Raw genomic sequence first — 2,396 nt, forward strand, 5'->3', positions numbered from 1 at the left:
TCGGAATATCGTGGCGCTTTCCGGCGACTACGACTTCCAATTCATGATCGAGGAACTGGCGGTCGGCGCGCAGCACAAGCTGCCTTACATCCATGTCGTCGTGAACAACGCCTATCTCGGCCTGATCCGCCAGGCGCAGCGCGGCTTCTCGATGGATTACGAGGTGAGCCTCGCCTTCGAGAACGTCAACCGCGCCGACGATCCCGAGGCCGGCTACGGTGTCGACCATGTCGCCGTCGCCGAGGCGATGGGCTGCAAGGCTGTCCGCGTGCGCAAGCCGGAAGAGTTCGCGGGCGCGTTCAAGGAGGCTGAGCGGCTGATGAAGGAGCATCAGGTTCCGGTCGTTCTCGAATTCATCCTCGAGCGCGTCACCAACATTTCCATGGGCACGGAAATCGACAAGATCACCGAATTCGAGGAGCTTGCCGAGAGCCACGAGGATGCCCCCACGGCCATTGTGATGCTGGACTAGGGCATAGCGGAAAGAAGGAGAAAAAGAATGCCGCGTTTTTCAGCCAATCTGTCGATGCTCTTCGGCGAGCATGAATTCCTCGATCGCTTCGATGCGGTAGCCCGCGCCGGCTTCAAGGGCATCGAATATATCGGCCCCTACGACCATGCGCCCGATGTCGTTGCCGCGCGCCTGAAGAAGAACGGCCTCAGCCAAGTCCTCTTCAACCTGCCGGTCGGCGACTGGGCGAAGGGCGAGCGCGGCATCGCCGCGCTGCCCGACCGCGTGCCGGAATTCCGCCAGGGTGTCGCCAAGGCGATCGCTTACGCCCACGCGCTGGGCTGCGAGCAGATCAACTGCCTTGCCGGCATCGCGCCGCAGGGCGCCGATCGCACCGTGCTGGAAAACGTCTTTGCCGAGAACCTCGCCTTCGCGGCCGAGAAGCTGGAGCAGGCCGGCATCAGGCTGCTGATCGAGCCGATCAATACCCGCGACATTCCGGGCTTCTTCCTGAACCACACGCACCAGGCGCTGGCGCTGATCGACCGCATCGGCTCGAAGAACGTGTTCCTGCAATACGACATCTACCACATGCAGATCATGGAGGGGGATCTCGCCCGTACCATCGAGGCGAACCTCGGCCGCATCGCGCATATCCAGCTTGCGGACAATCCCGGCCGTCACGAGCCGGGGACGGGCGAGATCAACTATCCCTTCCTCTACGAGCACATCGACCGTCTCGGCTATTCCGGCTGGATCGGCGCCGAATACAAGCCGAAGGCCGGCACGGAGGCAGGACTCGGCTGGTTCCGGGAATTCGCCGGGCAGGGGAGTGCGGCGGCTTAGGTGCCAGGAATTGTGAAGCGTCGGCGCTTGCCCCTCACCCTTACCCTCTCCCCGTGAAGAACGGGGAGAGGGGGGCGCCGGCGCTGGAGCGCTCCCTTCTCCCCGTCACTACACGGGGAGAAGGTGCCGGCAGGCGGATGAGGGGCGGCGCCAACCCGTCGATACATTTGAAGAAAGACGTCTAGGGAGCAAGACAATGGAAACCATCGGCTTCATCGGGCTGGGCATCATGGGCGCGCCGATGGCGGGGCATCTGCTCGACGCAGGCTATCCGGTCGTCGCCAGCGACCATCGCTCCAAGCCACCGGCCGATCTCGTCGCCAAGGGGCTGAAAACGGTCCGCGGCAATGACGCGGTGGCCAAGGCCGCCGACATCATCATCACCATGGTTCCGGATACGCCGCAGGTCGCCGACGTGCTCTTCGGCGAGAATGGCGTCGCTTCAGGTCTGTCCAAGGGCAAGCTCGTCATCGACATGAGCTCGATCTCGCCGATCGAGACCAAGGAATTCGCCAAGAAGATCAACGATCTCGGCTGCGACTATCTCGACGCGCCGGTGTCGGGCGGCGAGGTCGGCGCCAAGGCGGCCTCGCTCACCATCATGGTCGGCGGCGAGGAAAAGGCGTTCGAGCGCGCCAAGCCCGTGTTCGAGAAGATGGGCAAGAACATCACGCTGGTCGGGCCGAACGGTGTCGGCCAGACCACCAAGGTGGCAAACCAGATCGTGGTGGCGCTCACCATCGAAGCCGTCGGCGAAGCTCTTGTTTTCGCCTCAAAGGCGGGCGCCGATCCGGCGAAGGTCAGGCAGGCGCTGATGGGCGGGCTCGCCGCCTCGCGCATCCTGGAAGTGCATGGCGAGCGCATGATCAAGCGGACCTTCGCGCCGGGCTTCCGTATCGAATTGCACCAGAAGGACCTCAATTTGGCGCTCGAAGGCGCCAAGGCGCTCGGCGTTGCGTTGCCCAACACCTCGACGACGCAGCAGCTGTTCAATTCCTGTGCCGCCAATGGCGGATCGAAGGAAGACCACTCGGCGCTGGTGAGGGCGCTGGAGCGGATGGCAGGCCACGAAGTGGCCTAGCAGCGAATAGCGAATAGG

Annotated in this window: 3 protein-coding genes; all 3 read left to right on the top strand. The window is 63.5% G+C overall.

The window, feature by feature from the left end; all coding sequences use genetic code 11:
- A partial coding sequence (locus EOA29_RS33175; protein WP_245468658.1) for a thiamine pyrophosphate-dependent enzyme occupies positions 1–472 on the top strand: 472 nt, incomplete at its 5' end.
- Between the two features lie 27 nt (positions 473–499).
- On the top strand, positions 500–1,297 hold the full coding sequence (otnI, locus tag EOA29_RS33180) for a 2-oxo-tetronate isomerase (protein WP_126094131.1): 798 nt from the start codon (positions 500–502) through the stop codon (positions 1,295–1,297).
- 196 nt (positions 1,298–1,493) lie between these two features.
- On the top strand, positions 1,494–2,378 hold the full coding sequence (locus tag EOA29_RS33185; protein ID WP_126094130.1) for a 2-hydroxy-3-oxopropionate reductase: 885 nt from the start codon (positions 1,494–1,496) through the stop codon (positions 2,376–2,378).
- The last annotated feature ends 18 nt before the right edge of the window (positions 2,379–2,396 follow it).

Origin of the sequence: Mesorhizobium sp. M1E.F.Ca.ET.063.01.1.1 (assembly GCF_003998155.1) — a bacterium.
GTDB lineage: Bacteria > Pseudomonadota > Alphaproteobacteria > Rhizobiales > Rhizobiaceae > Mesorhizobium.

Excerpts from the sequence above, each read along its gene's own strand:
- EOA29_RS33185 (WP_126094130.1), top strand. The coding sequence starts at position 1,494 with ATGGAAACCATCGGCTTCATCGGGCTGGGCATCATGGGCGCGCCGATG.
- otnI (WP_126094131.1), top strand. The coding sequence starts at position 500 with ATGCCGCGTTTTTCAGCCAATCTGTCGATGCTCTTCGGCGAGCATGAA.